This window comes from Pseudomonas grandcourensis (genome assembly GCF_039909015.1).
In the GTDB taxonomy this organism is placed as follows: Bacteria; Pseudomonadota; Gammaproteobacteria; order Pseudomonadales; family Pseudomonadaceae; genus Aquipseudomonas; species Aquipseudomonas grandcourensis.
In genome coordinates this window covers 3,963,025-3,988,031 of record NZ_CP150919.1, presented here as the reverse complement: position 1 = coordinate 3,988,031, position 25,007 = coordinate 3,963,025, and the positions used below count along the sequence as shown (strand labels likewise).

The window sequence follows — 25,007 nt, the reverse complement described above, 5'->3', positions numbered from 1 at the left end:
TTCGGCCGGTTAACCCGGCCTCAAAGCAGGCTCCACGACACCCCGACGTACATCGCCATGCCCTCGCCGGGGGTGGAGCGTGCCGCGTCCAGCCCTTTGTCGTCGTAGCCCGGCGTGACCGTGGCGGCATAGTGTTTGTCGGTCAGGTTGCGCAGGTCCAGCCAGGTCTGCCAGTCGCCCTTGGGGGCGTTGTAGCCCAGTGTGGCGCCGAATAGGGCGTAGGGATCGGCGTAGTAGCTGTTGGCGTAATCGACCGCCACCTTGGACACCCATTGTGTGTTGACCGCGGCGAAAAAGCCTTGTGGCCAGTCGTAGCGCAGTTCGCCCTGGTAATAGTGCATCGGCAGGCCCGGCAGGCGGTTGTCGCCGAAGCGCTCATCGTCGCGGTAATGGAAGTCACTGAAGGTATAGCTCTGGCGCAGGCTCAACTGGCCGCCATCGTCCGGCGACCAGAGGGGGCTCAGCAGGCTGGCTTCCACGCCCTGGTGCACGGTGGGGCTGGCGTTGAGCTCGTAGGGCGTGGTGGCGTTGGCGTCCGGCAGCACCGACAGCAGTTCGTGGCGCACCTGGGCGTAGTACCAGGCCAGGCTCCACTGCCCCAGCGTGCTGTCACCGCGACCGCCGATTTCCAGGGTGGTGGCGGTCTGGTTTTGCAGCGTGACCGGTTCGCGCTGGGCGCCCGTGGCAACGCCGCTGCCCTTGGGGAATCGAATGTTCGAGCTATAGATCAGCGACCACGGGTGCGGTGCCTCGACCGAGCGGCTGAGGTTGCCGAACAGTTGCAGGTCCGGTGTCAGCTGGTAGCGCAGGCCCACGCGCGGGGCGTAGTCCCAGTCGTGCAGGCTGGTCTTGCCACCTTCCTGCGGGTAGGTGACGTCGCTTTCACGGCGGGTGTAGATCGCGGCGAGGCCGGTGGTCAACCACAGGTCGTCGGCGATCTCCAGGTCATTGCCCACATGCAGGACCGTGTCCGAGCCCTGATAGGTGAAGTTGCGAATCAGCGTGCCCGGTGCGTAACCGGCGGTGTTGCCGGTGGGGATGCGCACGAACTCGCTGGCACCGGCATTGGGCAGGTGTTTGGTCATTCGCAGGCCCAGGGTGCTTTGGCTTTCCAGCCCCCAGAGCGTGTCGCGACGCTTGTAGTCGAACGTGCCGCTGACGTCGGTGTACGCCACCTTCAGGCGGTTGGGGCCCTCGCTCAAGTCCATGGGGTAGTCGTGGTAGACAAGGCCGGTCTGGATGCTCGAATCGTCATCGATGTACCAGGTGGTCTTGTTGCCGATAAAGGTGCTGCCCGGCTCGTCGCGGTGGTCGTCCCGCGCGACGTAGGCCGGGTTCGCCGCCCGTGGGTCATGCTCGATGGAGTGCTTGGTCACCCGTCCCGCGAGGTCGTTGTCGGTCTGGCGGTGGCGCAGGTAGAAGCGTGTTTCCAGGTTGGGGTTGAAGCGGTAACCGAAGTTGGCGATGACCCCCTGGCTCTCGCTGGCCGTGTGGTCCTGGTAGCCGTCGGCGTTGGCGTCGGTCATGGCCACGTAGTAATCGAAGGCACCGAGCACCTGTCCGGAGCTGACCTGACGCTGCTGATAGCCGTGGCTGCCCGTTGCGTAGCGTACCTGCAACTTCGGCGAGTCGTAGCCGGTATGGCTGACGTAATCGATGGCCCCGCCCAGCGCCAGGGCGCCCCGGTCGAACCCGTTGGCGCCGCGCAGCACTTCCACATGGTCGAGCCACAGCGGTTCCAGCAATTCGTAGGGCGTGCCGCCGGGGCCGGTCAGCGGCAGACCGTCGAGCAGGGTGTACAGCCCCGAGGCATGGGCGCCCGGTGCGCGGTTGATGCCTGATCCACGGATCGAGATCTTCACCCCTTCGTTACCCGCCGACTGGGCATAGACCCCTGGCTGGTAAGCCAGCACATCCTGATTACTGGCCACGCGACCTTGCAACGGACGGCGCATGTCGACCACATTGGTGCCGCCGGGCACCAGGGCCAGCCGCGCCCTGGCGTCCTCGATCCCCTGGTCTTCGTCGCTCTGGTCCTCGGCGCCGATCAGCACTTGTCCCAGCTCCAGGCCCTGAGCCTCGGTCATGGCCGGACAAACAAGGGCCAGGCCCAGCAACGCAGCGGGCAAGGAATGAGGCGAGGGCATTGGGAAAACTCCAGACGTACGGAAACGGGCAATGAACAGTGCGACGCAAGAAGGAACGAAGGGAGCACATGGCAATTTTGTTATTTGTTGTCCGCCAAGGGCTGGCGGCTATCGGTTCAGCAGCGGTGCCAGCAATGCACACATGCCGCGCCAGTGCGAACCTTCCCAGTAAATCCGTTGGCAGGCGTCGCAGCGCAGGAAGTGCGAATAGAGGGCGCCAATGCGCGGCGGCACCTGCGTCCGGGCCAGTTCCGGGCTGATCTCGTGCAGCGGCAGGTTGCAATGAAGGCACAGGCTGAATGGCCGCGCACTGCGCGCCAGGTCGAGGCGCTCGTACAGTTCGCGCAGTTGCAGCGACGGTTTCAGGGCATGCACATAACAGCCGTGACTGATGATTCGCCGCTTGAGCAGTTCGCGGTCGCGGGTCAGCACGATTCGCCCTTGCTGCGCAGCGATCTCGGCGATCTCGCCATCCTCGAAGCCATTGTCGTAGAGGGTGTCGAAGCCGCTCATGCGCAGCAGGCTGGCCAGCCCGCCAAGGTGCGCATCGGCGACGAAACGCAGCACCCGTGAAGGTTGCGCACGAACCTTCAGCAGGGGGCTGATGTCCAGCGCTTCGAACTTGGGATACACCGCCAGCCGGTCACTGTCGAGGATCACCCGCTCCAGGCCCACCGACTCGCCGTTGAGCAGCACCAGTTCGACCTCGGTGTGCGGCACCCCGAGCGCCTCGATCATGTGCTTGACCGTCGCCCCTTGCGCGCACTGGCAAGTGAAGGGCTGCCGCCGTCGTTCGGCCGGCAGGAAATCGTTGAGCTCATCAAAGAAGCGGAAAGTTGCACTGGTCATGTTGAACAGTATGGCAGGGCTGCAGGGGGAGCGAGTCTGGTCGGGACATCCTTTGATTCGCCCCTGGTTTTGTAGACATTGAATGGCCGTTGTTGGCCAGTTGAATCCACAGCCAAAAGCAGACGTTACACTCCGTGGCGTCGAAGGACTCGTGGTATTGCACAGTGCCTGCTGGCAAATCACCGCTGAAGGACAGTGCTTGGAAATACTCGTGGGGAACCCCGGGCAACTCCAAACCAATGTGAGCTTTGAAGCCAAAACGACCATAGTAGCCAGGATCGCCCAACACTACGCAGCCAGTTGCCCCTTGGCCTTTCAATTCCGCCAGAGCGGCTTTCATCAGGGTTGAACCAATACCTTGGCCCTGCCGGTTCGGCCACACGGATATTGGCCCGAGCCCGTACCAGCCTGTTGCGCCGGACGACACCGTGACCGGTGAAAAAGCGACATGCCCAACGATTTCATCATGCTCTAGTGCGACTAGCGAAACGGTTAATTTTCCGGCGCGGCGTAGCGCATCGACAATCAAGTGCTCGGTGTGGCTGGAATGCTCTTCCTGTTCAAACGCCGCGACGGTAAGGGCGGCAATGCGCTCGATGTTTTCTGGTTGCTCGTTTTGGATTTTCAGATTCATATTGAGTTTTTCTCTAGTGTCTTGATCGATCAGACCGCGCAATGTGTCAAACAGCGCAGTTGCCTTGGTGTATTGAATCCCGTAAGTCAGGTTAAAGGCGTAATCGAAGTCGGGTGGGTTGATACCCTGGTTGTGTTGCAGAATCGTCTCTAGCTTGTCGAGTGCCTTGACCGCGAGGGCCTCTGCGGACGCTGCATTTTCGTAGTCTTCCCAGAGTGACAATATTTCCGCTTGCAAGCCTTTATCCAAGGTGCGAGTCAGATGTAAGAGGTCAGCACGCTCTTGCTCACTTTTATCTGGGAAGTCGTACTTGTTCACGGCGGGGATATCTCCGCTTATGGCTTCCCCCAAGTCATGAACGAGGCAGAGTTTGAGCACTTTCAAGAGATCGAGGCCTTTGAGTTCGTCAGCGAAAACCATAGCCATCAGACTCAATCGCCAACTATGCTCAGCGGTACTTTCCTGGCGGCCCGAGGAGGTGTGGGCACTTCTAAGAACGCTTTTGAGTCGCTCCGATTCGCGCCGGAACTCCAGGCGTCCGTGTACCGTTTTAATGTTCATAAGAAGTCTCGATTATTAGCGGTTGTCCAGTTGCGGACGCACTGCCTGCAACCCTGACTTGTTGACTCGGTAGGGCTGACCGTTTGTAGATCTGAGTAAACGCTTGGCCTTGAGCTTGTTGAACACGCTAAGCGTGCAGCCGGAAAGTACATGACCTTCTCGGGTATAGCGTTCGACTGTTCTGATCCGACCTGACGCATCGCGTTGGTGCGAGATGCGGCCGCCTTTTGCGAGGACGTGCAACGTCCGTTGTTCCGGTTTGGAAATATTCATGGTTTCGACCCAAAAATGTCAGGGAGCAGTGAGTACTGCGCCGACGCTAGGCACTGTTTTTCTGCAAGATGAAAAACTGATAGCCGTAGTCATCCAAGAAACGATCGTGGATATCAATCTCGTCCTTGATGTCTGTCAGAGCTTTTGAGGAAAAGCCTTCTACGGACAGCTCGGCAATCTTTTCACGCAACGGCGCCAAGTAGTTTTCCCAAGCGTGGAGACTCAATGGAAAACTGTGCAGGACTTGATAGCCCAATGAGTTAATACCGGACACTCGACTCTCAAGAGTTGTCATGTCAGGGTAGTTTTTCTGCCAGAACGAAGACGCCTCAGGATGGGGCTGGTCGGTGAACCAGATCAAATCACTCACCACCAGAAACCCTTCCGGCTTGATAAACCGTCTCCAGCTTTTCAGGGCGTTGCCGAAGCCCATGATGTAGGCACTGCCCTCGGCCCACACGGCATCGAATGAACTTCGTTCAAACGGCAGTTCGGTCATGCTGGCGCACAGTAGCCGGACGCAATGATCCAACGCATTGGTAGTGACCGCTTCCCTCAGGCGGGCCAGGCTGTACTCATCATTGTCCAGAGCGGTGACCAGCCCTTGGGTATGTGTTGCCAACAACAACGTGCTCAAACCTCGGCCGCAGCCGATGTCCAGCAGGTTCTGCGGCACGACGGGTAACGCACTGAGGGCCTCCAGTGTATCTTCAGCAGAGCCCGGCCCCAGGCGATCCAGGCCATCAAAAATTCGCTCGAAATCGGCCATATAGTGATCATGTTCATTCATGTCCCTTGATAACCACTTCAAGCGTAATGCCTGCTTTTCATTGAAGCCTTGCTTCAGCAACCAGGCCAAATGCGCCCCTGGTGCCTGGCTCTCCAAAGCTTGGTGCCAGCCACGCATGGAGGCCTTCCCCAGCATTGCGGCGAGCAGATCTCTGGATTGTTGTTTTTCCGCAATCTCTTGCTCCAAGGCCTGCAAACGCTCAAGCAACAATGACCTGTCTATGCGCGTATCCAGGCACGCTTGGCACTCTTTCAAAGTCAGCCCGCCGGCTTGCAGTTGCTGCAGTAACTTTAGCTGCTGCAGATCATGCTCCGAGTACGCCCGATAACCATTGGCCTGCCGCCTGGATGAGATCAGTCCTAACTTCTCGTAGTAGAGCAGCGTTGAACGGCTCAAACCCACCTTTAGTGCCAGTTCGGAAATGCGATACATGACCTTTCCTCGTTCCATGGCGTAAACCATAAACTATGAAGTTATAGACAGGTAAAGAGGAAATTGGCTGAGGAGTCTTTTTTCTTTGCAAAAATTTCCAGCCTGGTCTACAGCAGTTTGCGCTCTGAATGACCGTATATGGACTCCTCCTCATTGCAAGCCCCCTTCGCTTTGGCGCCCGTGCCGACTGCACACGTATATTCGGCCTCTGATTTCAGCATCGATTCGATGCAGGGCCATGATGGGCTATTCGCGCGTCGGCTCCCAATTGCTTCTACGTGCTTTACGCACCTGGTCATTAGAGGGTTTTGCCAACGCCGGTTCGACCGGTTTGCCATTGTTCGGGTTGCTTCGCAATCGTGGTGTAGAGGTGCTTCTCCTTGGATAAATGGGTCAGGCCGCTGCCCGATCCGGTTGGTAATCAGTGCCGTTGCGTAGCATCGCCCAAGCCATGCGTGCAGTTTTGTTGGCGAGCGCAATAGCCGCCACATTGGGATGTGAGCGCTCGGCTAAACGAACGGCCCATTGGCTGAGCCGGTCGTCTTTGAATTTGGCCGTGCGTAGTGCCGATCGTGCACCGTGGATCATCAGCGTTCGCAGATAAGCATCGCCACGTTTGCTGATGCCCAGCAGTCGATCTTTACCGCCGGAGCTGTGTTGCCTCGGCGTCAGGCCTAGCGAGGCGGCTAACTGCCGGCCATTGGCAAACTGTCGAGCATCACCAATGGCAGCAACGAGTGCGGTGGCTATCATCGGGCCGACCCCGCGTAGCTGCTGCAAGCGGACGGCCGTTGGTTCACTTGCCGCGATTGCCGAGATCTCGCTGTCGAGTTCGCCCACGCGTTCATCCAGTGTGCGAAGGTCGCCCCACAAGCCATCCAGTAAATGACGAAAGCGTACGGTCAAACCGTTATCCGCCTCTTCCAACCAGCACGGTATGGCACGACGTAGCATCAGTAACTCTTTCGGAGCGACGAGGCCGTACTCGGCAACCAGCCCACGGATCTGATTGGCTTTGGCCGTCCGCTGTTCGATCAAGCCGGCTCGGATGCGATGCGTCGCCTGGATATCCTGTTGCTCAATCGTCTTGATGGCGACGAAGCGCATGCTGGGGCGGCTCATGGCTTCACAGATTGCTTCGGCATCGTTGGCGTCGTTCTTGTTGCTCTTGACGTACGGTTTGACGAACTGAGGCGCGATCAGCCTCACCCGAAATCCGCGTGCCTGTAGTTGTCGCGCCCAATGATGGGCTCCACCGCAACTCTCCATACCGATTTCACAGCCGGGTTCGATTTTCTCCAGCACCGTTTGCAGCCAGCGATCGCGCGGCAGGCACTGCCGCCAGATTGGTTGTTCATGACAATCCACTCCGTGGATCTGAAACACGTTCTTGGCCAGGTCGACCCCAATGCGCATAAGCTTCATGTGTGGACTCCTTCTCACGGTTGACTGTGGTTTGCACCTTCAGTCTGGCACTCAAGATGCCGAAGTGAGGAGGAGTCCATCCCATTGCTTCTGGCCGGTATCTTCCTGCCGGGAACCGCAGTTAGGGGGCGAAAGCGGTAATTTGTGAACGGTCGCTATTGGCCGACTGTTGCCTCACGCAAAAGGCAGCCACCAACCCAGGGCAGACTCACGGCTACAACCCTTGGTTTCTCCATAATCACAATGAACCCCGCAGGCTCCACAGAGTAACGCCTGTTATTCGCGATTAAATTGCTGCAATCGGTGCATTAATGTCCTGCAACCAATCTGTCTTGTTCATTGCCAGATCAGTTCTCACACTGAGGCCACTCATTTGATAACGGCTTCTGACTGATGGAGAAATGACCCTGGTATCTGCGATCCGGTTTAACCAGTTCGGCAACCCTGAAGTATTGATCCTGGAGACACTGAGCGAGCAAACGCCAGGCCTGGGCGAGGTCTGGCTTGAGCAAGAGATTGCAGGCGTCAACGCCTCCATGGGCCATTTGACAGGCTGAGCATCGGTTCCCACCTGACCGACACATGGCTGCCGCTCGCGTGTGTTTATAAAATCAGGTGGTGATTCACTTCTTCCATTGGATCACAGCCAATACAGGATAGCTGCGGACCACATCCAGCCGATGCAGAGGGTGACGGCAAGGTAGATCGCCACAATCATCAGGGGCTGATTCCACATGACACACCTCCCATAACCGCTTTCTTTACATGGGGCCTGGTAAAACGGGCGCTCCCATGAACAACACGCAATCATCAAGCCATTTGAGTGAAAGACGCATCCGTCAAAACACTCCAAGGGTGAACTCCATCGCCAGTACAACGGACAACACCAGCGTCATCACCAACGCGATAAACAACAGGCCCAACTCAGCGAGCTGCTTATAAAGGGGCATCGGTCGCTTGGTGATTCGAGCAATTGATTTATTAGTGGAAGCCATCACCCATCCTCACTTTTGCGTGGAACACGCACCACAGGCTTGACCTGGGCAACAAGGCGATGGAGCTGCAGGGTGGTGTCGCTCGTTTCATTTTTCACCCCTCGCGTCATGCCGAATCTGGCGAGCCCCGCCGTCTCCATGATGTCGGGGACGACAGCTATTGCGGGTACCAGGGGTGGTGCAACTAATGAGCCATTTCAATAGGGCGAAGAAAAAACTCAAATGAATTAACAAGCTGTTTGCGAGGGTTTCAAGCGAGAGAAAGGGGGAGGGGGGAATATTCCTCAAATTTGGTGGCAAACACCTGGTTGGGTGGGTGTAGTACCCCATTTATGGAGAGAGTAGCGGCCCTGTTTCACCGATCGCTTTTGGTTGGGGTTACTTGTCCCTGAGGCGCGGTGGTTTTAACAGGACGGGAAGGGCCGCTTCTGTCTGTAGTTTCAACCGGTCGAAGTAACACAGTGAATTCTGTTTAAAAGACCGGTGAGTTTCCGGCACCGCACATTATCCCGCGGAGAAACTCCGATGCCGGGAATTGCGTAACCGTTACTCAAGCAGTTGATCAATCAACACCGCGTTGGTGTAGATCAAACTGCCGTCACTCGCTCGGTGTCCAACCAGATGGAACTGACCGCGTTCGTGCTGCAGGTAGACGCGCATCTGGCAGTCGGACAAGGGGGCGTATCCCTCGGGCATGATCAAATCCATCGAGTCCATGTCGACATCGACCATGGCTTCCGGCTCGTGGGTCTTCTGCAAGCGCTCTTCGGCCTGCTCCAGGCGGACATGGAGAGGTCCATCGACATAGAAATGGACTTCCCCCATCGGGGTGGACTTTTGGGCGCTGCTGGGTTTGCACCAGCCTTCGATCGTCAGGGCACTCATGACGAAACCTCCCATGTGGATTGCTGGACTGTGTAGCTATCGTCCCTGCTCAAGGTCATCACTTACGTTTGACGACTAAACAAGGGCAGGGTTCGTCCTTTGGGACCGCTTCCGGTCGATCTCTGCCGTCCGTCATCAAAAATTCAGTATAGCCGGCAACCGGACCTCCTTTGCCAACCTCACGGTACAAACCGATGGCTCTATACTCCTTACTGACTTTGCCGCCCGGACGGGTGGTATTTGTCTGCCCTGCTTGGACGTCAGTGGCGATGCTTTTGCATAACCAATGAACAACAGGAATAGGATGAAGAGGAAATGGCAATAGCAATTGTCCTGATACTAATCGTTATTGCATCAGTGCTATTCGACATACTAGCGCCTTGGCATGCGACACCGGCAGCATCCAACTGGGGGTCCATAGACACCACCCTGTTCATCACCTTGATCATCAGCGGAATATTCTTCATTGCCATCACGGTATTCATGGCAGTCGCGGTGATGCGGTATCGTCACAAGGAGGGTTCCAGGGCGGCCTACCAGCCAGAAAACAAAAAGCTGGAACTGTGGTTGATTATCGTTACCTCGATAGGCATTGCCGGGATGTTGGCGCCAGGCCTGGTTGTCTACAACGACTTCGTCCGGGTGCCGAAAGAGGCTTACGAACTTGAAGTCATCGCCCAGCAGTGGCAGTGGGCCTTTCGTTTTCCCGGCCAGGACGGGAAGTTGGGCAAGTCGGATATCAGGTTTGTCGATTCCGCCAATCCCCTCGGTGTTGATCCCAAGGATCCTGCAGGGCAGGACGATGTGCTTGTCATGAATAATGAAGTTCGCCTTCCGCTCGATCGGCCGGTGAAAGTCTTGCTGCGCGCTAAAGATGTCCTGCACGATTTCTATGTACCGCAAATTCGCAGCAAGATGGATATGGTGCCGGGAATGGTGTCGTACTTCTGGTTTACGCCGACTAAAACCGGAAAATACGAAGTCCTTTGCGCTGAGTATTGTGGCGTAGGGCATTACAACATGCGCGGCCATATGATCGTGGAAGAGCAGGGCGTCTTCGATCAATGGCTCAAAGAACAGCCGACTTTTGCGCAGACATTGACGACGGCTGCCAAACCCGGTCGAGACAGCGTGCTGGAAAAAGGCCGCCAGTTGGTCGAACAACTCGGCTGCAAGGCCTGCCATAGCCAGGATGGCGGTGCCAGTCTTGGCCCGGGATGGAAGGGGCTGTACGGCCGCACTGAACAGCTTGCCGATGGCACCCGTGTGCAGGTCGACGAGGCCTACCTGAAAGAGTCGATTCTCGATCCGAAGGCCCGACTGGTACAGGGCTACCCGCCGGTCATGGTGGCCTATACTCTCAAGGACGATGAACTGGGCGCTGTCATCGCCTTGATCAAATCACTGGGTGCTGCGGGGCAAGTCGATGAACCTTCGACCGGCGAAGCGTCGAGCCCGGGTGAAGATCTGGTGGCGCAGGGACAGCGACTGGCCGGGTCGCTCGGCTGTCTGGCCTGCCACAGTGTCGATGGCAACAAGGGCGTCGGCCCCAGCTGGCTGGGCCTGTATGGCAAGACGGAAACCTTTGCCGACGATACGAGCGTAAAGGTCGATGAGAGCTATATCAGAGATTCGGTTCTTCATCCCAATGCCAAAATCGTCAAGGGCTATGCCGCCGTCATGCCGACCCTGGCCCCGAGTGACAAGGAGCTGGATGCACTGATCGCTTTCATCAAGTCCAAAGCGAATGCTGACGCTGACGCGAACAAGGCGGAGCCAGGGAAGTAGCCGTAAAGCAGCCAGGAAGACACTGAAACTTCGGCAGGAGGATGACGTGATGGCCTATGCGGAGCAAGCCGAAACAGAAGCACTGCACGAGCCCAAAAGTTTCCTGACCAAATACATCTGGAGTCAGGACCACAAGGTCATAGCCATTCAATATTCGTTGACGGCCATCTTCGTGGGTCTTATCGCTTTGGTGTTGTCCGGCTTGATGCGCATGCAGATAGGCTTCCCCGGCAGTTTGGCGTTCATGGACGCCAGTACTTACTATCAGGCGATGACCATGCACGGCATGATCATGGTCATTTACTTGCTCACGGCCTTGTTTCTGGGCGGCTTCGGCAACTATCTGATCCCGCTGATGGTGGGCGCCCGCGACATGGTCTTCCCCTACGTCAACATGCTCAGCTACTGGTTTTACCTGGTCGCGGTACTGGTGTTGCTCAGCAGTTTTTTTGTCCCAGGCGGCCCCACAGGTTCCGGCTGGACGCTCTATCCACCACAGTCCATTTCCCAGGGGACACCGGGGGTCGAGTGGGGCATTGTCCTGATGCTCGTCTCACTGGCGATTTTCATTGTCGCGGCCACCATGGGCGGGTTGAACTACGTCACCACGGTGTTGCAGGCGCGCACGCACGGCATGACCCTGTTTCGCATGCCACTCTCGGTATGGGGCATCTTTATGGCCTCGATCATGGCCCTGCTGGCCTTCCCGGCGTTGTTTGTCAGTGCGGTGATGATGCTGTTCGACAAGCTGTTGGGCACCAGCTTCTTCATGCCGGCGATGATCTCGCTGGGGCAGCAGCTCGATCACCAGGGCGGCAGCCCGATATTGTTCCAGCACCTGTTCTGGTTCTTCGGTCACCCGGAGGTCTACATCGTTGCTCTCCCTGCGTTTGGCCTGGTCTCCGACTTGATCAGTACCCATGCGCGTAAAAACATCTTCGGCTACCGAATGATGGTGTGGGCCATTATTGCGATTGGCGTACTCAGCTTTGTGGTCTGGGCGCACCATATGTATGTCAGCGGAATGAACCCGTACTTCGGCTTTTTCTTCGCCGTCACCACCTTGATCATCGCGGTGCCGACCGCGCTGAAAGTCTACAACTGGGTGCTGACCCTGTGGCAGGGCGACATCCACCTGACCGTGCCGATGCTGTTTGCCCTGGCCTTTATCGTCACCTTCCTGGTCGGCGGTCTGACCGGGTTGTTTCTCGGCAATGTGATCGTGGATATTCCGCTCTCGGACACCTATTTCGTCGTGGCCCATTTTCACATGGTCATGGGGGTCGCCCCGGTACTGGTAGTGTTCGGCGGCATTTATCACTGGTTCCCGAAAATCACCGGGCGCATGTGGAACGACACCCTGGGCAAGCTGCATTTCTGGATTACCTTTCTGGGCACCTACGCCATCTTCTTCCCCATGCACTACCTGGGTTTCCAGGGCATGCCTCGTCGCTACTACGCCTACGAAAACTACGCGTTCATCCCGCAATCCGCGCAGGACTTGAATGCCTTCATTACGGTGGTCGCATTGACGGTCGGCGTTTCCCAGTTGCTGTTCCTGTTCAACCTGTCCTGGAGTGTATTCAAGGGCAAGCCGGCAGGCAGCAATCCCTGGGGCGCGGCCAGCCTGGAGTGGCAAACGCCGGACACCCCGCCGAAACACGGTAACTGGGGAGAGAAGTTGCCGGTCGTGCATCGCTGGGCCTATGACTACAGTGTGCCGGGGATCGAGCAGGATTTCGTGCCGCAAACGGTCTCCGCCGAGGAGCTGGAGCAGATGCGGCAACTCGGTGCCGGAACTAAAATAGCGGACGTCAAGACATGAACAGGCTGCTATTGAGAAACGTCGACGGCGCTGACCCCGGCGGCAGCTGGAGTCGCGACCCTGAGGGTGTTCGGGCCGCCGAGGATGCCGTCAGAAGGCAAACCGCAAGGCTAGGCCTGCGCTTGTTTCTGGTGGTGGTGAGTTCGCTGTTTTTCCTCTTCCTGATCGCCTTTGTCGCCCGTTCACAGATGGCCGACTGGCTACCCCTGACAGAGCCTTTGGCGCCGTTAGGCAATCTCCGGCCGCTCTGGTTGAATTCGGCTTTTCTGGTATTGAGTTGCATCGCACTGCAGTGCTCGCGCATGGCCGCCCGAAAGGCTCGGCTGGGCGCAACGGTCATTGGTTTTGCATTGGGGGGTGTCTTTGCCATTGCCTTTCTGGCGGGGCAATTCTGGGTCTGGCAGCAGTTTGTCGCCTGGGGCTACTTTGTCGCCAGCAATCCGGCCAACAGTTTCTTCTACCTGTTGACCGGCCTGCATGGGCTCCACCTGTTGGGCGGGCTGATCGCGTGGTGCTGGATCGTCGCTAAGTTCCTGCGTCATGTGCCACTGCCGCAACTCAGCGCCAGCGTAGAGCTCTGTGCCATCTATTGGCATTACTTGCTGGGCCTTTGGTTCGTGCTGTTCGCGCTACTGGCCAGCACACCACAAACCTATGAAGCCATCGCCAGATTCTGCGGCCTGAGGTGAACAGCCATGGCATTGCACCCACAAGTCCAAGCCCAAGCCCAAGCCGAGATCAGTTCATCCAATTCACCAGGCTTGCCGCCAGCACCGGGATGGCAGGGTATCGCCAGCGATTGGTCCTCGGATAAAGAGGCCTTCAAGCAGGTGCCTTGGGGCAAGGCGATGATGTGGATTTTCCTGCTCAGCGATACGTTTATATTCACCTGTTTTCTGACCGGCTACATGTCGGTACGCATGACCATCACCAGCGCCTGGCCGAACCCCAGTGAAGTGTTCGCATTGACGATCGGCGGCAGGGAAATCCCCCTTATCCTTATCGCCATCATGACCTTTGTGCTGATCAGCAGCAGCGGCACCATGGCCATGGCCGTCAATTTCGCCTATCGCCGTGATCGCGCGAAAACCACGGCCCTGATGCTGGCGACCGCTGCCCTGGGGGTGACTTTCGTCAGCATGCAGGCATTCGAATGGAGCAAGCTCATCGCAGAAGGGGTGCGTCCGTGGGGGAACCCCATGGGGGCGGCGCAATTTGGCGCCTGCTTTTTCATGATTACCGGTTTTCACGGACTGCATGTGTCAATCGGCGCCCTTTACCTCAGCATTGTGGCGCTGAAAGTAAGGCGCGGAGATTATGAGCGCTCCGGAAACTATCAGAACGTCGAGATAGCCGGGCTTTACTGGCACTTCGTGGATCTGGTGTGGGTATTTATTTTTGCATTCTTCTATTTATGGTAGAGGAGCACGGGTGATGGCACATGCTCAGGGTCAGCAACATCCAATCAGTTTGTACCTTAAGATCTGGGGGCTGTTATTCGTCCTCAGCACGCTGTCGTACCTTGTCGACTATTTCCACTTCCATGGCTATCTTCGCTGGTCCCTGATTATCACTTTCATGTTGTTGAAGGCAGGTTTGATTGTCTCCATCTTCATGCATATGGCATGGGAGCGCCTGGCCATGGTCTACGCCATATTGGTGCCACCTTTGTGTTTACTGGTGCTCATCGGGCTGATGGCCACCGAGGCAGACTATGTCTTCCTCAGTCGGGTCATTTTCTTTGGCCATTAAGCAGCTTTTCGGATGGCCTTGAGTCTCCAGGCGCTAACCCGATATCACTCGCTTGAACTGATGCCATTTGTGCTGCCAGGCCACTGTCCAGTGCGGGGCTGCCGCTCCTGTGCCGGCGATCTTCAGCTTCGGATGCTGATTGATTACCTGGTCCAGTACCGATTCCTGATTCGGTTCAACATCCACGAAGAAGATATGTTTGCCTTCTTTTACTGCTTGTTTGAAATTGCGGAAGTGAGTGTTCGGCACCTGGAACCCGAAAAACCCGCCTTCCCAGATGCAGAAGCCCAATACAACAATGGCGAGGAAGATAAAGGGCATCCAGCCTGCGGGGGATTCGGTCCAACCCATCCAATAGGCGCCAAGCAGGACCAACGCCGCGAGTGGCACACCGATCACCGCTCCAATCTCACCAGAGTGAACAGCATCCTGTTCCATTAGTGAACTGATCTCGTGGAGGTGATGTTCTTCTACATCAGCAACTTTTTCACTGAGTACATGAATCTGTTCGGAATTGATGCCGCTGGCTTCCAATTCATATTCAACGTTTTCAAGATCGTTGAGATTGTCACTGATGTAATAGTGCCGGTTCATGCCACACCTCCCGTCTCGGGTTAGCTGTAGACCTCCTCTGTCCGGCAGCAGTTGGTAGTTGTACTCTGGGGAACGTTGCACACCCGGTGCAATTTGAAAAAAGTATAGCACTCGCCATCCTGCATACCGGTCGCTAGTTGATCTGCACAATGACCGGACCTTCCGTCACGATTGGCGGGTTCGCGTGGATATTCGATGCATTTTTATGAACCCATTCACGAGCGACTTTCAGACTCGCATCGCTGCCGGCCTTGTCCGTGCAAACAGTCACCGCCGTGCCACCATCACCCGTATTCAACAGCGTGTAGCTTACGAGGCCTGGCACTGTCCGCAAGGTAGCTTCGATGTCGACCTTGCGCTCTTCCATCAGCTCGAAAAGCTGCTTTGCTCCAGTACCCAGGTAAGTTCTTATCACCGCATACATAGTCGTCTCCCTTGGGAGTGCCGCCTGCCTTGATGCCAATCCAGAACCGTTGATGGCCTATATCACTTAAGGTTTCGGTTCGCCCTGATTTCTTAAGCTTAGCCAAACGCCGGCGACAATCGTAATGCAACGACCACCGGCTATTTTTGGCCGATAGCAGTCTGTCCTAAGCAGCTCCTTTGGCCATCAGCATTTCCTGTGAGCCGCGAGGGGGCGAAAGAGCGTAACGTTCGCAGAGCCTCGCGGCAGACCTCGGTTGTTTTCATAAACGGCGCTGAGCAAGCCTTTCCAATAGCGGTGAGGTCGGGAGCACAGTGCCACGGCACTCATCCCCCAGAAGCGAGCGCGGCGTCCCCCATCACCTGTTGGGTGCCAGTGGCCGTCTGGCGACCCACCTTGAACCACGCGGCGTATAACGCCGGGACGAAGAAAATCGTCAGCAGCGTCGCGACGGTCAGGCCGCCCATGATCGCTATTGCCATAGGCCCCCAGAACACACTGCGCGTTAGCGGGATCATGGCGAGGACGGTAGCCAGCGCCGTCAGCATCACCGGACGAGCCCGGTGAATGGCCGCATCCAGCACAGCACTCCAGGGGTCGCGCCCTTCGGTGATCTCGATTTGAACCTGATCGATCAGGATCACCGCGTTGCGCATGATCATGCCACCCAGTGCGATGATCCCCAGGATCGCAACGAAACCCAGTGGCGACTGGAACACCAAAAGCGCCGGCACCACGCCGATCAGGCCCAGCGGCGCGGTCAGCACCACCATCCACATGCGGGAGAAGTTCTGCAGTTGCAGCATCAACAGCAGAAGAATAGTGACCATCATCAGCGGGGCCACAGCCAGCAGCGCCTTGTTGGCCTTGTCACTTTCCTCCACCGCGCCGCCCACGTCGATGCGGTAGCCCGACGGCAACTTCGCTTCGATATCCTTGAGCAGCGGCTGGATCTCCTGCGTCACCGATACACCTTGCTCTCCATCCCTCACATCGGCACGCACCGTGATCGCCATATCGCGGTTACGGCGCCACAGCACTGGCTCTTCCAGTTCAGAGCGCACCTGTGCGACCTGCGACAGCGGCACCACTGTGCCTTGGCGCGTGTAGAGGTTGATGTCTTTCAGTGTGTCGAGGTTCAAACGTTCCTCTGGCACGGCACGGGCCACGATGTCGATCAGGTCCTCGCGCTCACGCAGCTGCGACAAGGTTGCGCCGTTCATCACGGTCTGGGTCGCCAACGACACGTCGGCCGGTGTAAGGCCAAGTGCGCTTGCCTTGTCCTGATCAAGTTCCACTTTCAGCGTACGCACCGGGTCGTTCCAGTCGAGCTGGAGGTCACGCACCTTTTGGTTGGACGCAACCACCTTCTCCACGTCGCGGGCGATCTTGCGCACCACTTGGGTATCGGGGCCTACGACGCGGAACTGCACCGGGTAGCCGACAGGTGGCCCCAACTCGAGGCGGGTCACGCGCACCCACGCCTGTGGGAATTGTTGGTCAGCCGAGGCCACCAGCCGCGCACGTACTCGCTCGCGTGCATCCAGGTCCTTGGTCATCACAACGAACTGGGCAAAGCCAGGATTCGGCAGCTCGGGGTTGAGCGAGAGATAGAAGCGCGGTGCGCCGGCGCCGGTGTAGGCGGTAAAGAAACGCACGTCCTCGTCCTTCGCCAGAATCTCCTCCATGTGCTTGACCTGCTCGGTCGTCGCGGCGAACGAGGAGCCTTCCTTGACGCGCAGGTCAATGACCAGTTCAGGACGCGAACTGTTGGGGAAAAATTGCTGCGGCACCAGCTTGATACAAGCCAGAGCAAGTACCAGAGCGCCCACGGTCGCACCGATGACCACCCAGCGGCGCTCGATGGCGGTGTCGATCAGGCGGCGCAGGCTGCGGTAGAACTTGGTGTCGTACGGATCAGCGTGCTGGTGCGTGCCCAGGTCGTTGGGCAGCATCTTGACCGCCAGGTACGGCGTGAAGATGCCGGAGCAGATCCACGAAAACAGCACCGCGGCGCCGACGATCCAGAAGATTCCACCCGCGTACTCGCCGGTGGTGGACTTCGAGAGGCCGATCGGCAGGAAGCCCACGACGGTGATCAGCGCACCGGTCAGGCGCGGCATGGCAGTAGACTGATAGGAGAAGGCGGCTGCCTTCACACGGTCCATGCCGGTTTCCATCTTCGCCACCATCATCTCGATGGCGATGATGGCGTCATCCACCAGCAGTCCCAAGGCGATAATCAGTGAGCCGAGCGAGATGCGCTCGAGGTTCCAGCCCATCGCCAGCATCAGCAGCGCCACGCCGCCCAGCACCAGTGGAACCGTGGTCGCGACAACGAGACCGGCGCGCCATCCCAGGCTGGCCAGGCTCACCGCGATCACGATGATCAGCGCCTCGGCCAGCGCGTGCGCGAAGTCGTGAATAGCGTCCTTCACCGTGGTGGGTTGGTCGGCCACGAGCTCCAACTCCACGCCGTGCGCAAGTTCCGACTGGATCTTGGCGACTGCCGTGTCCATCGCCTTGCCAAGGTCCACGATGTTGCCGTCGCTGGTCATCGTGATGCCGAGCATCAGCACTGGCTGGCCGTTGTGGCGCACCGTGTAGGTCGGCGGATCCTCAAAGCCACGGGTAACGGTCGCAATGTCGCCGAGCTTGATCAGCCGGCCGCCCGCGGCGATGGGCACATTGCGGATAGCCTCGTCGCTGGTGAACTGGCCGCTTACGCGCACCATGACGCGGTCACCGCGGGTGTCGATCTGGCCTGCGGGCAACAGGGCGTTCTGGCTCTTGAGGCTTTCGGCGATGGCCAACGGTGTAATGCCCAGCGCTGCCAGACGTTCGTGCGAGAACTCGACGTAGACACGCTTGGCCTGCTTGCCGATGACATCAATCTTTTTGACCATCGGCACCTTCAGCATCTGGCGCTTGATGTCCTCGGCCGCGTCCGACAGGTCGGCGTGGCCGACGCCGTCGCCCTTGACGGCGTACATCAGGCCGTACACGTCGCCGTACTCGTCGTTCAGGATCGGGCCGATCACGCCTTCAGGCATCTCGAGGCTCAGGTCGTTGAGTTTTTTGCGCGCCTGGTACCAAGCCTCGCGCTGGTCAGCCTTGGAGGTGCCGCCGCGCACGGTGAGCGTCATGCCAGCGTAGCCTTGCCGCGCGTAGGTGACCACTTTCTCGAAGTTGTCGATCTGCTCGAATTTCTTCTCCATGCGGTTGAGGACCTGGTCCTGCAACTGCTGGGCGGTGGCGCCCGGCCAGATGACCATGGCGGTCATGGAAGGCACGGAAAAGTTCGGATCCTCGAGCTGACCGAGCCGGGTGAAGCTGAAGGCGCCGGCCGCCGCGACAATGAGGAGCATGAACAGAACGATGGCGCGATGGCGCAGCGCCCAGTCGGTGAGGTTGAAGTTGTTCATTGGGCGGCCTGCTGCGTGGTATTCGTGTCAGCGATCGTCGCACCGGGGAGCGCGACCTTCAGTCCGGACGTCATCTTCTGGACACCGGCGGTGATGACCAATACGCCAGCCTGCGGCCCGGAGACGAGCACCTCGTCATTGCGGTAACCCCAAACTGCCACACGCTCCAGATCGACGATGCCTACCGGGTCCTTGCCCGTAGGCGTGACCACCCACAACGCCGGCTGACCGCCGCTCTGCGTCAATGCCGTGGCCGGCACTGCCGCCACAGAGACACTTGTCATGACTCGCTCGGCCATCACCGTGGAGGTGGCGCCCAGCGGCAGCGCCTGCATTGGCTTAAGCCGCGCGCGATAGGTGCGCGTCTGCGCCGCAGCCTGCGGCGATAGCTCGCGCAGCGTGACATCGAAGGTCTCGTTAGGCGCACTGGCCAGCGAGGCCTTGAAACGCGCGTCCTTGAAGACGGCTAGCTGATCCTCGGGCACGTCTATGACGATCTCGGCTTCATCCGGGTTCGCGATCGAGACAACCGGTTGCCCCTCCGGTACGACCTGCCCGGCCTCAAAGCGCACCGCCGTGACGACGCCGCTACGGGAGGCGCGCAGCATGGTGTACTTGAGCCGGTTACGCGCGAGTTCGAGCTTTCGCGCCTCGGCCTCGGCGGTTGCATGCGCGGTTTGGGCATTGGTATGCGCGCGCTCGGCGTCGGCCGCACTGACCGAGCCGTCAGCCTTCAGGTCGGTCAGGCGCTGGCGGTCCGAGTCGGCCTGGCGCGTCTGCTCGACGGCAACCGCCCACTGTTGTTGCGACGCTTCCTCGGCGAGGCGGTAGTCGCTGTCATCCAGCACAGCCAGTATGTCGCCTTCGCGCACGAACTGGCCTACCTCGACCTTGCGCTGGGCGACCTTGCCGCCCACGCGGAAGGCTTGTTCGACTTCATGTCGCGATTGTACGGTACCCACGTAGCGACTGATGTCGCGGGCATTGTCGTAGCTGATTTCAACGGTGCGTACCGGTCGTGGTGCCTGCACGATGGGCTGGTCGGGGCTACACGCGGACAGCATGACGGCGACGGCCAGGGCGCCGACCGCAGTAAGGGAATTCTTCAAGACGGTTCCTCTTTGGAAAACGACAGATTCTTAGGAAAGTGGTGGCCGGTCGGCTTTGGCGGATGCGGTCGGGTTGGAAGGTTGTTCGAACACCTGCCAGCCCCCGCCCAGTGACTTATAGAGCTGTACGCTATCGAGCAGCAGGCGGGTGTTGCTTTCATTGGAATTCAGGCGTGCCGCCAGGCGCGCCCGCTGCGAATCCAGTAGTGGCAACAGGTCGATTTGCCCGCGGTTATACAGCGACTGGGCGCGGTTCTGCGCAGCCTCCGCGGACGCGGCGGCTAATTGCAGCGACCCCGAGCGGCGGCGTTCCTGCGCAAGCGTGACGAGGGCGTTTTCCACATCCTCGAGCGCCCGTACGATGCCGTCTTCCGCGCGCAGCAGCGCCTCTTGTTGAGCACTTTCGGCCGCTTCGTTGATTGCTTGCGTACGCCCGGCGTTGAAGAGCGGCATCGCCAGCAGGCCCGCGACGTTGGTGAAGCGTGCAGCGCCGAGATCGGCACCGTTCAGGTTGAGACCCTGGCGGCCGAAGGACGCACCGAGAAAGAGTTGCGGGAACCACTCCGCTCTCGCTTGCTGGCGACGAGCATTGGCGGCGTCGAGTTGTGCCATCAGCGCCAATACGTCAGGTCGCCGTTGCAGCAACTCGGCGGGCTGGCCGGGCTTGGCCTCAGGCACGTCGATCAAATCACCGCTTGAAGGCTGGATATTTGTGGTGTTGAAAGACTGGTCTGCGATCAGCACTGCGATACGGTGACGTGCCACCGCCACTTGGGTTTCCAGCGGCGGAATCTGCGCCCGCGCCGACAAGGCGTCGGTCTGCGCGCGTTCGACGTCAAAGGCGGATGCCAGCCCCACCTGTTGACGTGCGGTCACCAGACGCAGCGTTTCGTCCTGCATCGCCGAGATAGCGCGTAGCGTTGCGACTTGGCGCTGTGCACCGACCAGTGTGAAATAGTTGCTGACGACGTCGCTCATCACCAGCAGGCGCACTCCCCGCATGCTGTGTTCCGCGGCTAGCGCATCGGCGTCAGCCGCCGCTGCACCGGCTCGCAGTCGGCCGCTCAGGTCGAGTTCCCAAGAGACGTCCAGACCCACGCTGGTGGTCTTGGTATCCGGATAACCCTGTTTCGTGGCCGAGTTGTAGCCGCTGCTGCGATCGCTGCCGGAGACAGATGCACCGACGCTCGGGAGCAGCCAGGACTGGCTGACGGTTTCTCCGGCACGCGCGGCACGCAAGCGCTCGGCGGCAATCTTGACGTCGCGGTTCTCACGCGCGGCTCGGCGCACCAAATCCGACAGCACCGGGTTGTGGTAGACCTCCCACCACGCCGCTTCGGGTTCCATCTCAGAGGCCGTGCTCGCAGCGAAGTTGCTCGGCAGGTCGACCGACGGCTTGACGACCGGTGTGGAGCAACCGGACAGGGCGAGGGCGATCGAAGTGGCAAGGGCGGCCGCAACGGCGAGCCCGGCCGGGCGCTCGGCCCGTTTCAAGGTTGTCCGAGCGGTGTGAAGGGGCAGAGGAAAGGAAACTGGAAGTCGCGGCATAGCATTGGACTCGTGTGGATTCGAGATGGCATCAGCGTATGGCCCGGCGTGCACGAAGTCGTCAGCGAAGCGTCGCCGTTCGGTCGCCATATCGAGCGCACATTCATGTGGGAGACGTCACTCGCCGTCGGCATCTGCCGCGTGCTCGCCGGCTGGCAACGCGAGGTCCGAGGCAATCGACTCCAGCAGCTCTTCGGCTGACGAAAACTCGCGCTGTCGTCCGGTGACCAGGTTTTCGAGGCGGCCCACCAGGGCCCCCGGCGCGGCGTCGCTACGCAGCTTCACTACGTACGAGCGGCGGCTCGGGTATTTGGATTCAGGGTTCAGGATCATCGCAGACCAGGGGGGCAAGAAAGTTCGACGACAGCGTAAGCTGCCCCCCTGGGTCGAGTCGTAAGCGAAAGGTCAGACTACGGTCGGGACAGCAACCGCACCGCACAGAAATCGTGTCGCTTCAAGCCGACTTGGCAGCCTGAATCAGCGAGCGCGCACGTTTCACCAGCTCGGTTCCGTCAGTTTCAGGCAACTGGTCAACCAGCGTCGCCAATGCCTGGTGGTCCTCGGCCATGGCGTCGTGGTGCTCGCACAGCTCGACCAGCGCGAGCAGTTCCAGCCAAGGTGCTTCCTGTGCGCGAGCCTCCTCAACCGCGCGCCGCACCGCAACGCTGCCGGCGTCGGGCCGACCCTGCGCTCGCGCGATCGCTGCCTCTAGCAGCAATAACTGCGGCAGGTATACGCGCTCGCCCAGTTCCTCGCCCACCCGAAGTGCTTCCTGTAGCTCGACTTGCGCGCAGTTGCAATCGCCTGCCAGTAGCAGCGCTTCGGCGGCGTAGCCAAGTACCTCGCTGGCTCCGGAGCGCATGCCGAGCCCGGTGTGTTCTTCGTAGGCTTCACGGATGCGACGGTATCCGTCGCTCGGGGAGCCGCTGCGTGCGTCGGCCCAGCCGCGCCACCAGCGGCAAGCTGTACGCCCCAGTGCGAGCGAATGTTCATCCACCAGCGTCTGCATGTCGTCAGCCAGCGCTGCCACACGCACGTGGTTTCCCATCCGCACCTCGATCAATACCTCCTGCCAGGCGGCGACCAGCCAGGTCATGGGCTGGCGCAACGCCTGCGCGCGTACCCGCGCCTGCTGCAGGTGGACTCGGGCTTGCTCGACCAGACCAGAACGCAAGAGTTCTATAGCCAGCATGCCGTGCAGCATGACTTGAGGATCGACCGCAAAGATCTCGTTCGTCCCGATGTCCAGCGGCTCGGCGATCGCGAGGGCGCGCTCTAGCCAACGGCGGGTTGTCTGCGTGCGACCCTGGAGATGGTGCACCTCGCCCTGCACGATGCACGCCACCAGCATGAGCGCTGGATCGTTTGTGTCGCAGGAGAGGGCTTCGGCGTGTTCCGCCACCTCCAGCGCCAGCGCATAATCGCCGCGCAGACCGAGCAGATAGCCGAATCCATGCAGCAGGCGACCACGCATTGGATGCTCGGGTAAATCTGCTAGCAGCATGTACGCGCGTTCGAACGCATTTTTGGCTTCGCTGCCGACACCGAACGTGTGGAAAGCCGATACGCCTTGCAGCGTGGCCAAGGTAATTTCGAGCGCATCGCGCTCCATCCCTTCTGGTGCCTGCATGAGCAGGACCAAGGCGCGCTCAGTGAGGCCGTAGCTCAACTCCGGGCTGAAGTGCAGCAGCGCAGCCTCCGCGGCCTCGGCGTAGTAACGCAGCGCAATCATCGGCTGCCGAGCCCGGTCAAAGTGCATCGCCAGCTCCGAGGCAGCAACCGGTACGCCGACCGTGCGTTCGCGTTCGAGGGCAGCGCCAACCTGGCGATGGAGGTGGGTGCGCAATGAGCGCGGCGTGCGGTCGTACAGAACCTGGCGGAAGAGAGCATGCCGGAACGAGTAGGGTTGCTCTGCCGTCTCCTCAACTTCGGTGGCCCGCGATCGTATGAGCCATACCTGCTCGCGTATCAGCTCCTCACAGGTGTGGGCCACCGAAGCGAGGTCGCGCTCGAGGGCCAGTGAAACCGTCTCGATTCGGAATTCGGCCCCGCACACCGCTGCGACCGAGAGCAACGCACGCTGCTCCGGCCCAAGCTTGGCAATGTAGTGATCAATGATGGCAGCGAGGTTTTCGGGAACTGCCAGATCTGCAAGCCGAGCCTCGATGGTGGCATCGTCGTCCGTTGGGTCCATCACTTCACTGATGACTGACGATACGAACAACGGCACACCGTCAGTGCGCTCATGCAGGGCACGCACGAAGGCTTCATCGCGCGCCAGCGAGGCAGAACTCAGCGCAACATAGTCAGCGACCTCGGTTTCCGAGAATGGATCGAGCACCACTTCCTCGCACAGACGTTGCAGGCGTAGTTCGTGACGCAATGAGCTGAGTGGATGATCGAGCGCAACCACCTCGGCGAGGCGGAAGCTCGACAGCCACATCAGCCGCGTGTGGCCACGTCGCCGCGCCACATAATTGATGAGCTGGACCGTCGCCCGATCGCTCCAATGCAGGTCTTCGGTCACCAGCAACAGCGGTCGCTGCTCCGTGTAGCGGTCCAGCAGTTCGCCCATTTCCCGGAGCATGCGGTCCGGACCGACGCCGGCAAGCTCGCGCCGCAACGCGTCTCGCTCCGCCGTGGTGCTCAGCCACGGCAGTTGCAGCAGCCAGGTCGGCGCCACGGCGCGCAATAGCGCCGGCAGGGTGGGGTCGCTGCGGCACAGATCGGCTAACGCCTCCAGCACCGGCAGGTATGGCTCGCCCGTGCCGTAGTGTTCTACGCAATGGCCGCGTGCGCAGGTGATGCCGCCAAGGCTGGCGAGGAAATTTTCGATTAACGTGGTCTTGCCAATCCCCGGTTCTCCAGCGAGCCAGACCACGGCACGCTGGCCGCCATCCGCCCGCTCCCACGCCCGTTGCAGTCTTGAGATCTCGTCGGTGCGACCGATGAATGGCGGTGACGGGTGCGCGCCGGTCGCTGGCACCGTCGCGGGTGCCGGCGGCATCGAAGGCGCAGGGGAGGGCGCGGCGATGAAACGATAGCCGCGCCTCGACACAGTCTCGATATAGCGGGGCTGCTTGGGGTCGTCGCCCAGCACCTTGCGCAGATCGCTGATGGCCGTCTTCAGCACCGAATCGCTGACGAACCGATGCCCCCACACGACATCAAGCAAGGCATCCTTGGTCACCAGCGATCCAGGTTGGCGTGCAAGTGCGCACAGCAGAGTGAAGGGCGTTGGCGCCAACGGCACGGCTTCTCCATTACGTAACAAGCACGCGTTGGCCTCGTCGAGCTCGAACTCGACGAAACAGAGCTGGACTGGGTTCGGATGGGGCTGCGGACGCGCCACGTTGGATTCCTGAAGTCTAAAACATGGGTGTGCCCTCGTGAGGCATGGCACGTGGTCACTCCAATAACAACGCTGATCGACTCAGAAGCCAAGCCTCACCGGTCGGAAACTGGCCCTCGGCACAGCTCGCATGGCCTCATCACGGTGCAGTAATGATCCCAGAACATTAGTGACAAAAATATCAATATTGAAATATTCC

The 25,007-nt window shown here is 59.5% G+C and carries 19 protein-coding genes and 3 pseudogenes; 6 read left to right on the top strand and 16 right to left on the bottom strand.

The window, feature by feature from the left end; all coding sequences use genetic code 11:
- Positions 1–20: 20 nt before the first annotated feature.
- From AABM52_RS17750 to AABM52_RS17720, 7 genes and pseudogenes are all read right to left on the bottom strand, one after another.
- The gene (locus AABM52_RS17750) at positions 21–2,147 is read right to left on the bottom strand and encodes a TonB-dependent receptor (RefSeq protein WP_347907212.1); all 2,127 of its coding nucleotides are present in this window, start codon (positions 2,145–2,147) and stop codon (positions 21–23) included.
- Between the two features lie 108 nt (positions 2,148–2,255).
- Positions 2,256–2,996 (bottom strand): Mut7-C RNAse domain-containing protein, encoded by a 741-nt coding sequence (locus AABM52_RS17745; RefSeq protein ID WP_347907211.1) that lies wholly within the window; start codon positions 2,994–2,996, stop codon positions 2,256–2,258.
- Positions 2,997–3,129: 133 nt separating this feature from the next.
- Positions 3,130–3,630 (bottom strand): annotated as a pseudogene (locus tag AABM52_RS17740) (GNAT family N-acetyltransferase); the annotation flags it as partial.
- 3 nt (positions 3,631–3,633) lie between these two features.
- Positions 3,634–4,191: pseudogene (locus tag AABM52_RS17735) on the bottom strand (HD family hydrolase); the annotation flags it as partial.
- A gap of 15 nt (positions 4,192–4,206) precedes the next feature.
- Positions 4,207–4,464, bottom strand: a complete 258-nt coding sequence (locus tag AABM52_RS17730; protein ID WP_347907210.1) for a YjhX family toxin — start codon at positions 4,462–4,464, stop codon at positions 4,207–4,209.
- A 46-nt stretch (positions 4,465–4,510) separates the two neighbouring features.
- Positions 4,511–5,686, bottom strand: a complete 1,176-nt coding sequence (locus tag AABM52_RS17725) for a MerR family transcriptional regulator (RefSeq protein ID WP_347907209.1) — start codon at positions 5,684–5,686, stop codon at positions 4,511–4,513.
- Positions 5,687–6,079: 393 nt separating this feature from the next.
- The gene (locus AABM52_RS17720; protein ID WP_347907140.1) at positions 6,080–7,111 is read right to left on the bottom strand and encodes an IS110 family transposase; all 1,032 of its coding nucleotides are present in this window, start codon (positions 7,109–7,111) and stop codon (positions 6,080–6,082) included.
- Between the two features lie 407 nt (positions 7,112–7,518).
- On the opposite strand from AABM52_RS17720, the pseudogene AABM52_RS17715 reads away from it, so the two are divergent.
- Positions 7,519–7,641: pseudogene (locus AABM52_RS17715) on the top strand (quinone oxidoreductase); the annotation flags it as partial.
- A gap of 309 nt (positions 7,642–7,950) precedes the next feature.
- On the opposite strand, the gene AABM52_RS17710 reads toward AABM52_RS17715, so the two are convergent.
- Complete coding sequence (locus tag AABM52_RS17710) at positions 7,951–8,106, bottom strand: hypothetical protein (protein ID WP_347907208.1); 156 nt, start codon at positions 8,104–8,106, stop codon at positions 7,951–7,953.
- A 546-nt stretch (positions 8,107–8,652) separates the two neighbouring features.
- Positions 8,653–8,991, bottom strand: coding sequence for a hypothetical protein (locus tag AABM52_RS17705; protein ID WP_347907207.1), 339 nt, complete (start codon positions 8,989–8,991; stop codon positions 8,653–8,655).
- A 315-nt stretch (positions 8,992–9,306) separates the two neighbouring features.
- On the opposite strand from AABM52_RS17705, the gene AABM52_RS17700 reads away from it, so the two are divergent.
- From AABM52_RS17700 to AABM52_RS17680, 5 genes are read left to right on the top strand one after another with little or no spacing between them, the layout of a single operon-like run.
- On the top strand, positions 9,307–10,779 hold the full coding sequence (locus tag AABM52_RS17700; RefSeq protein WP_347907206.1) for a cytochrome c oxidase subunit II: 1,473 nt from the start codon (positions 9,307–9,309) through the stop codon (positions 10,777–10,779).
- A gap of 49 nt (positions 10,780–10,828) precedes the next feature.
- On the top strand, positions 10,829–12,604 hold the full coding sequence (gene ctaD, locus AABM52_RS17695; protein ID WP_347912650.1) for a cytochrome c oxidase subunit I: 1,776 nt from the start codon (positions 10,829–10,831) through the stop codon (positions 12,602–12,604).
- Positions 12,601–13,293 (top strand): cytochrome c oxidase subunit 3, encoded by a 693-nt coding sequence (locus AABM52_RS17690; RefSeq protein WP_347907205.1) that lies wholly within the window; start codon positions 12,601–12,603, stop codon positions 13,291–13,293. Before ctaD ends, AABM52_RS17690 begins: the two co-directional genes overlap by 4 nt.
- Positions 13,294–13,299: 6 nt before the next feature.
- Positions 13,300–14,025 carry a heme-copper oxidase subunit III family protein gene (locus AABM52_RS17685; protein WP_347907204.1) on the top strand — a complete coding sequence of 242 codons (726 nt, stop codon included), beginning with the start codon at positions 13,300–13,302 and terminating at the stop codon, positions 14,023–14,025.
- Between the two features lie 13 nt (positions 14,026–14,038).
- Complete coding sequence (locus AABM52_RS17680; protein WP_347907202.1) at positions 14,039–14,356, top strand: cytochrome C oxidase subunit IV family protein; 318 nt, start codon at positions 14,039–14,041, stop codon at positions 14,354–14,356.
- A 33-nt stretch (positions 14,357–14,389) separates the two neighbouring features.
- Here the strand turns inward: AABM52_RS17680 and AABM52_RS17675 are convergent, their stop codons facing one another.
- The 7 genes from AABM52_RS17675 to AABM52_RS17645 all read right to left on the bottom strand — a co-directional run bounded on the left by AABM52_RS17675 (position 14,390) and on the right by AABM52_RS17645 (position 24,808).
- Positions 14,390–14,950 carry a magnesium transporter gene (locus tag AABM52_RS17675; RefSeq protein WP_347907201.1) on the bottom strand — a complete coding sequence of 187 codons (561 nt, stop codon included), beginning with the start codon at positions 14,948–14,950 and terminating at the stop codon, positions 14,390–14,392.
- Between the two features lie 133 nt (positions 14,951–15,083).
- Positions 15,084–15,374: a hypothetical protein gene (locus AABM52_RS17670; protein ID WP_347907200.1), complete on the bottom strand. Its 291-nt coding sequence runs from the start codon at positions 15,372–15,374 to the stop codon at positions 15,084–15,086.
- 326 nt (positions 15,375–15,700) lie between these two features.
- A complete protein-coding gene (locus AABM52_RS17665) occupies positions 15,701–18,799 on the bottom strand; it encodes an efflux RND transporter permease subunit (protein WP_347907199.1) in 3,099 nt (1,032 codons plus the stop codon).
- On the bottom strand, positions 18,796–19,908 hold the full coding sequence (locus AABM52_RS17660) for an efflux RND transporter periplasmic adaptor subunit (protein ID WP_347907198.1): 1,113 nt from the start codon (positions 19,906–19,908) through the stop codon (positions 18,796–18,798). The genes AABM52_RS17665 and AABM52_RS17660 overlap by 4 nt, the downstream gene beginning before the upstream one ends.
- 30 nt (positions 19,909–19,938) lie before the next feature.
- Positions 19,939–21,456: a TolC family protein gene (locus AABM52_RS17655; protein WP_347912649.1), complete on the bottom strand. Its 1,518-nt coding sequence runs from the start codon at positions 21,454–21,456 to the stop codon at positions 19,939–19,941.
- 117 nt (positions 21,457–21,573) lie between these two features.
- The gene (locus tag AABM52_RS17650) at positions 21,574–21,789 is read right to left on the bottom strand and encodes a hypothetical protein (protein WP_347912648.1); all 216 of its coding nucleotides are present in this window, start codon (positions 21,787–21,789) and stop codon (positions 21,574–21,576) included.
- Between the two features lie 121 nt (positions 21,790–21,910).
- Complete coding sequence (locus tag AABM52_RS17645; RefSeq protein WP_347907197.1) at positions 21,911–24,808, bottom strand: AAA family ATPase; 2,898 nt, start codon at positions 24,806–24,808, stop codon at positions 21,911–21,913.
- Positions 24,809–25,007 lie beyond the last annotated feature (199 nt).

Coding starts and splice junctions, on each gene's coding strand:
- AABM52_RS17710 (WP_347907208.1), bottom strand. CDS start 8,106: ATGGCTTCCACTAATAAATCAATTGCTCGAATCACCAAGCGACCGATG.
- AABM52_RS17670 (WP_347907200.1), bottom strand. CDS start 15,374: ATGTATGCGGTGATAAGAACTTACCTGGGTACTGGAGCAAAGCAGCTT.
- AABM52_RS17720 (WP_347907140.1), bottom strand. CDS start 7,111: ATGAAGCTTATGCGCATTGGGGTCGACCTGGCCAAGAACGTGTTTCAG.
- AABM52_RS17680 (WP_347907202.1), top strand. CDS start 14,039: ATGGCACATGCTCAGGGTCAGCAACATCCAATCAGTTTGTACCTTAAG.
- AABM52_RS17705 (WP_347907207.1), bottom strand. CDS start 8,991: ATGAGTGCCCTGACGATCGAAGGCTGGTGCAAACCCAGCAGCGCCCAA.
- AABM52_RS17750 (WP_347907212.1), bottom strand. CDS start 2,147: ATGCCCTCGCCTCATTCCTTGCCCGCTGCGTTGCTGGGCCTGGCCCTT.
- AABM52_RS17745 (WP_347907211.1), bottom strand. CDS start 2,996: ATGACCAGTGCAACTTTCCGCTTCTTTGATGAGCTCAACGATTTCCTG.
- AABM52_RS17685 (WP_347907204.1), top strand. CDS start 13,300: ATGGCATTGCACCCACAAGTCCAAGCCCAAGCCCAAGCCGAGATCAGT.
- AABM52_RS17665 (WP_347907199.1), bottom strand. CDS start 18,799: ATGAACAACTTCAACCTCACCGACTGGGCGCTGCGCCATCGCGCCATC.
- AABM52_RS17725 (WP_347907209.1), bottom strand. CDS start 5,686: ATGTATCGCATTTCCGAACTGGCACTAAAGGTGGGTTTGAGCCGTTCA.
- AABM52_RS17675 (WP_347907201.1), bottom strand. CDS start 14,950: ATGAACCGGCACTATTACATCAGTGACAATCTCAACGATCTTGAAAAC.
- AABM52_RS17650 (WP_347912648.1), bottom strand. CDS start 21,789: ATGATCCTGAACCCTGAATCCAAATACCCGAGCCGCCGCTCGTACGTA.
- ctaD (WP_347912650.1), top strand. CDS start 10,829: ATGGCCTATGCGGAGCAAGCCGAAACAGAAGCACTGCACGAGCCCAAA.
- AABM52_RS17730 (WP_347907210.1), bottom strand. CDS start 4,464: ATGAATATTTCCAAACCGGAACAACGGACGTTGCACGTCCTCGCAAAA.
- AABM52_RS17655 (WP_347912649.1), bottom strand. CDS start 21,456: ATGCCGCGACTTCCAGTTTCCTTTCCTCTGCCCCTTCACACCGCTCGG.
- AABM52_RS17700 (WP_347907206.1), top strand. CDS start 9,307: ATGGCAATAGCAATTGTCCTGATACTAATCGTTATTGCATCAGTGCTA.
- AABM52_RS17690 (WP_347907205.1), top strand. CDS start 12,601: ATGAACAGGCTGCTATTGAGAAACGTCGACGGCGCTGACCCCGGCGGC.